5 protein-coding genes, 1 tRNA gene and 2 pseudogenes are annotated in these 5,211 nt (G+C 69.5%); 2 read left to right on the top strand and 6 right to left on the bottom strand.

Annotation, left to right across the window (positions count from 1 at the left end; genetic code table 11):
- Positions 1-163 (bottom strand): annotated as a pseudogene (locus ACOJVU_RS10465) (3-phosphoglycerate dehydrogenase); the annotation flags it as partial.
- Between the two features lie 20 nt (positions 164-183).
- Here ACOJVU_RS10465 and ACOJVU_RS10460 point away from each other — a divergent pair.
- Positions 184-1,541: pseudogene (locus tag ACOJVU_RS10460) on the top strand (xylulokinase).
- Positions 1,542-1,550: 9 nt separating this feature from the next.
- Positions 1,551-2,237, top strand: a complete 687-nt coding sequence (locus ACOJVU_RS10455; protein ID WP_421529715.1) for a GNAT family N-acetyltransferase — start codon at positions 1,551-1,553, stop codon at positions 2,235-2,237.
- Between the two features lie 124 nt (positions 2,238-2,361).
- Here ACOJVU_RS10455 and ACOJVU_RS10450 read toward each other — a convergent pair whose 3' ends face one another.
- The 5 genes from ACOJVU_RS10450 to ACOJVU_RS10430 form a co-directional block, all read right to left on the bottom strand.
- Positions 2,362-2,715: a hypothetical protein gene (locus tag ACOJVU_RS10450; protein ID WP_421529714.1), complete on the bottom strand. Its 354-nt coding sequence runs from the start codon at positions 2,713-2,715 to the stop codon at positions 2,362-2,364.
- A 421-nt stretch (positions 2,716-3,136) separates the two neighbouring features.
- Positions 3,137-3,212, bottom strand: a tRNA-Arg gene (locus ACOJVU_RS10445).
- 908 nt (positions 3,213-4,120) lie between these two features.
- Positions 4,121-4,231 carry a hypothetical protein gene (locus ACOJVU_RS10440; RefSeq protein WP_421529713.1) on the bottom strand — a complete coding sequence of 37 codons (111 nt, stop codon included), beginning with the start codon at positions 4,229-4,231 and terminating at the stop codon, positions 4,121-4,123.
- A gap of 71 nt (positions 4,232-4,302) precedes the next feature.
- On the bottom strand, positions 4,303-4,431 hold the full coding sequence (locus ACOJVU_RS10435; RefSeq protein ID WP_421529712.1) for a hypothetical protein: 129 nt from the start codon (positions 4,429-4,431) through the stop codon (positions 4,303-4,305).
- A gap of 109 nt (positions 4,432-4,540) precedes the next feature.
- Positions 4,541-4,996 (bottom strand): DUF5709 domain-containing protein, encoded by a 456-nt coding sequence (locus tag ACOJVU_RS10430; RefSeq protein ID WP_421529711.1) that lies wholly within the window; start codon positions 4,994-4,996, stop codon positions 4,541-4,543.
- Positions 4,997-5,211: the final 215 nt, after the last annotated feature.

Here is a 5,211-nt window from a genome sequence, read left to right as displayed (position 1 = left end):
GCAGCAGGTGACGAGTGACGGCCAGCAGCAGGGCCACGGTCATCTCGGCGACCGCGTCGGCGTTGCGGCCCGGGGTGTAAAGCACCGGGACACCGGCCGCGGTGGCCGCGGGGACGTCGACGTTGTTGGGGTCACCGCGGGTGGACGCGATCGCGCGCACACCGAGGCCGTACGGTGACGCCCGTGTCACGCGAAGGCGTCACAATAGGCATCGGCATCGGCAGCACCTCGGTCAAAGCGGTCGCCGCCGACCCCGACGGCCGTGTGACGGCGCGGGTGCGCATCGGACACCGGTTGCGGGTACCGGCCCCCGACCGGCTCGAGCACGACACCGACGAGGCGTGGCGGCGGGGTCCGCTCGCAGCGCTGGACGGGCTCGGCTGCCGTGACCCGAGGGCCCTCGCCGTTGCGGCGATGGCGCCGTCGCTGGCGGCCGTCGACGCCACCGGCACGCCCGTCACGCCGGGACTGCTCTACGGGGACGCCCGGGGGCGGGGCCCGCGGACGGTGAACCAACCGCTGCCCGCGGTGGGGGAGGCCGCCGAGCTCCTGCGCTGGACGGTCTCCCGGGCGCCCGGTGCGGCCGGGTACTGGCCGCGCCGGCGGTGGCCAATCACGCGCTGGCGGGCGAGGCGGTGATCGACATCGCCACCGCGGCAACGACATTCCCGCTGTTCGACGGGGCCGGCTGGAAAGCGGTGGCCTGCGCCGAGCGCGGCGCGTCCGTCGAACAGATGCCGCGGGTGCAGACCATCGGTGCCGCGGCCGGCCGCCTGCGGCAGACCGGCGCGGTGCTGGCGACCGGCGCCGTCGACGCTCTGTGCGAGCAGATCGTGGCCGGCGCCGACCGCGACGGCGACGTGCTGGTGCTGTGCGGCACCACGCTGATCATGTGGGCGACCGTCGCGGAGGCGCGGCAGGTGCCCGGCCTGTGGACGCTCCCGCACACCGCCGCGGGCAAGAGTCAGATCGGCGGGGCCAGCAATGCCGGCGGGCTGTTCCTGAGTTGGGTGGATCGCGTGCTGGCGCCGGGGGACGCGGACGCCACTGACCCGCGCCGGGTCCCGGTGTGGTCGCCCTACCTCCGGGGGGAGCGCACACCGTTGCACGATCCGGACCGACGGGCCGTACTCGACGCGCTCGACCTGACCCACGACGCGGCCGCGTTGCGCAGGGCCGCCTACGAGGCGTCGGGCTTCGTCGTGCGCCAGCTCATCGAGCTGAGCGGGGCGCCGGTGGCACGCCTGGTGGCCGCCGGCGGCGGCACCCGGGTCGGGCCCTGGATGCAGGCCGTGGCCGACGCGACCGGCCGCGAGGTGCAGGTCTGCGAGGTCGCCGAGGGCGCCGCGTTGGGGGCGGCGTTTTTGGCCCGGATTGCGGCCGGCCTGGAGACGTCGATCGCCGATGCCGCCCGCTGGGCACGCACCGGTCGCGTCGTCGAGCCCCGGCGCGCGTGGGCAGGCGCCGTCGAGGACGGCTATCAACGGTTCCTCGAGCTGGGAAGCCGCAGATCCGAGGCGCTACCGCCGGCGGCGTTCTAGTCTGGTGCAATGACCGACCAAGACCGTAAAGCCGCCCGGCGAGAGATCGCAGATGCCCTGTTGTGCGCCCTCGAGCGCCGGCACGAGATAGCCGACGTCGTGGTGGAGTCCGAGAACAAGGCGGCCGCGGTCGGGGCGGTCGCCGCGTTGCTGGACACTTCGCGCGCCGCCGCCGAAGCCGTGATGGGCATGTCGTTCGACCAGCTCACGATCGAGTCACGCACGAAGATCCTCGCCGAACTCGAAGACCTCAACAAGCAGCTGAGCTTCACCGTCAAGGAGCGGCCGGCCAGTTCGGGGGAGAACCTCGAGTTGCGGCCGTTCTCGCCGCAGACGGACCGGGACCTCTTCGCCGTGCGGACCGGGGAGATGGGCGCCGGCGACGGCTCCGGCGGACCGGCCGGCAACCTCGACGACGAGATCAACGCGGCGCTGCGGCGGGTCGACGACGAGGAGGCCGCCTGGTTCGTGGCCGAGGAGTCCGGAGAGAAGGTCGGCATGGTGTTCGGCGAATTGGTGCGCGGCGAGGTCGACGTGCGGATCTGGATCCACCCCGAGCACCGCAAGAAGGGCTACGGCACGGCGGTGCTGCGCAAGTCGCGTTCGGAGATGGCGTGGTGCTTCCCCGGCGTGCCGATGGTCGTCCGGGCGCCGGGCGCCGGCCGCCAAGCCTGCCGGGGCCACGTAGGCCATTGAGTCGTTGATTGTGAGCCGGTCGGTGTCGCGAATGCGCACCACGCCGCAGCGCCAAGCAGCTCAGGCGTCCGTATGCGACCATCGCCGTCTTCGTCGTCGTCCGACCACGCCCGCGGTGCGTCGCTCATTTCACCGCGCCCCCGCACCCGCCGGGAGGCGCCGGCTGCGGAACCGGCCCGTTGTCGGGGTCGACCACGCACGACATCCCCAGATCGGCGGGCTCGCTCTGGCCCGGCAGCATGATCGGCAGCGAGTAGGCGCCCCCGGCCATCAGCTTGTGCCAGTAGGATCCGTCCGGGTAATGCTCCCCGTCGCAGTAACCGCCCATCAGCACATTGCCGACACCACCGCCCGGGCAGTAGCCACGCAGGGGGTCGGGCATGTGCGGGTCCGGTGCGGCGTGCGCCGGCGACGCGAAGGTCGAGGCGGTGCCCGCAGCGACGGCCAGTGTGGCCAGGACGGCGACAAGTCGATACATGATCGACCACCTTTCAGGCTGACTTGTTCAGCAAACGCCTGGATTGCAGCCGGCGCAAGTGACCGGCTGACCTACTCTTCGGCCAGCCCCCGCCCGTCGGTCGCGTCGTCGCGGGCTTTAATCGCCGGACCTCAGCCGCATCGGCGCCTTCAACTACGGTCGCCAACCGTTCGCAACGCGAGATAGCGTCCGTCAACGCGGTGATCAGCTCGATGGCGCGGGACTCCGGGGCGCCATTCGGGCGAGCGTCCTCGCGGGGGTCGATGGCTTCCAGCAGCGCCCGCAGCGCGGCGAACAGGTGGCCTCGGGTGGCTGTGAGTCGGTCCAGTGGGTTCATGGCGGTGGTTCCTCCGTTGTCGGGGACGCACCGGTACGCCTTGTTGTGCGTATCTTGCACGGGATTGCATCTGCGCTGGTCAGATGGTGCCCCCGGCAGGATTCGAACCTGCGACACCGGCTTTAGGAGAGCCGTGCTCTATCCCCTGAGCTACGAGGGCGGGGGGCTGGTCTGTTTGATGGAGTGCAATGCCGACCAGAACACCGGAACGGAAGTCTACCCGCGCATGTGTATGGAATTCGGGTCGCAGGCGGTTCGATCGGGCGCTGGATTGTCCGTGCACCGCTGCGGTAGCCGACCAGGGGCAGCTTGACATCTGGCGGAGGCGTGTTGTTGGATCCGCTTCCTCTGTTGTGGGTTGCCGTCCGGTTCGTCGGCGGCGGTGTCCATCACGATCATTATTGTTCTGCGACAGTCGAGTTCGTTCGCCTGGTACCGCCGGAGCGAAGCTGCGGGGCCGAGGGTTCCTCGCCTGGCCGGCCTCGGACCCCAGTGACTCCCTGGGGCTTGGCGTCGAACCAATAGCGGGTGAGTTCGGCAGCGTGCCGCATGCGCCGGTCAGCAGTCTTGCCCGACTTTGATCTCTGACTCACGTGGCGTCCGGCAGTCCGACTCTTTTGGTCGGCCTCTCCGGCCGCGGTCCTGATTGCCGATCACCTCAGTTCGGGACCGGGACAAAACCGGCGCCCGGGCCGCCGCAGGAGTTGACATCGTTGAGAACCGCGCTGAACAACACGAATGAGAAATGCTTGCTCAACCTGGGAGGCGGCCCTATGAGACCGGTGAAGCCATGGCGGGTCATTCCCGACCAGCTCACTCGTGTTGTCGTGGCCGATGGCGGTCAAGGTGCAGACTCTGCCGTCGACGACGTTGCCGGCGTCACCGCCCAGCGAGACCGCCGGGGAGGCGGTCGGCGCGAGCAGACCAGCCAGCAGTGGCAGTGCGAACCCCGCCGCCACCCGAAAGCCACGGTCAAAGCGCACAGGAGAACACGGTCCAGCAGCTCGCTGTGCAGATGCTGTGCGGCGGTCCTGGCCCCCGTCTGCCCGTAGCCCCGCGACGCGCAGCTCAAACTGGTGGATAGGCGGGCGGGAGGCAACCACCGCGCAGTATCCAGGCGAACCAGTCCACCGCGTACTCGATCTCGTCGGAGGCGTCGTAGTCGGGATCGGGATCCACTCGAGCAGCCCCTTCCGTGTGCGTCGACGCTGACTGGCGCGGTGTCGCCGGTGGTCACCGCGCGGCGGCGGCTACCGCCCTGTGATGCCGTCGTCGGGCGGCTGACGCTCGTCCCACTGGGCCGTGGGGCTCGTGTCGATCATGACCTCTTGCCGGCGCTGCGGGCTGTAAAGGCGAATGTCGTTGCCGCTGCTGATCATCAGGACACCGCCGGTCAGTATCTCGTAGTCGACGTCGTCGGGGAACTCGGCGTCCTCGTCGCGGCCGCTGACCTGTACCCACAGCTTTATGGCGGGAGTGACCTTCGCACTAATCCGTCTCCTCGATGACGTGCATTGCGGCTTCCTCGGCCGACGCCGCGCCGCCGCTGATGCCGACGTCTTCGGCGACCATCTCCGACTCGGTGTCTTCGCCGAAGCCGTGGTCCGGTGCCACCAGCCGGCCGGCCCGCGCACGACCGATCTCGGCCCGCCGCTGCGGGAATTCGGCATCGCGCTCCGCGTTGTCGGAGCGCTGCCGCTCCGACTCGTCGAGAAGCACGTCGATTCGCGAGGCCGGATCCGGATCTTCCTCGGCCAGGAGCTGATCCATGCTCTCGCCCGGCCCGAAGGCGCCATGCCCGTACGGGTACTCGGGTGGCGAGTAGCCCTCGTCGAGCACATCGTCGACGCCGCGGTCGACCAGTGTGTCCTCCGGCTGGAGCTGGTTGTCGTCCTCGGCGCTGTATTCGCCTGGCGCCGGGCCTGTTTCATAATGAGTGCTCATCGTCGACTATCCAGATCCTCGCTGGTGGGTGCTTATTGGTCTGGTGGGTGCTTATTGGTCTCGACTCACCATAGAAATCGCGATGTCGCCGGGCCTAGGGCCATTCGTCCCTATGGCTGCGAGGTGCCTCACGTAAAAGTGAGCGCGAAGCGGTAGCTGGTGCCTCACGCATAGTGAGCGCGTGGAGGCTTGCACTACTTCGCCTTGGCCAATCG

Origin of the sequence: Mycobacterium sp. THU-M104 (assembly GCF_049197365.1) — a bacterium.
Classification (GTDB): Bacteria; Actinomycetota; Actinomycetes; order Mycobacteriales; family Mycobacteriaceae; genus Mycobacterium.
The sequence above is the reverse complement of the archived record's forward strand: the minus strand, read 5'-3'. Positions and strand labels throughout refer to the sequence as shown.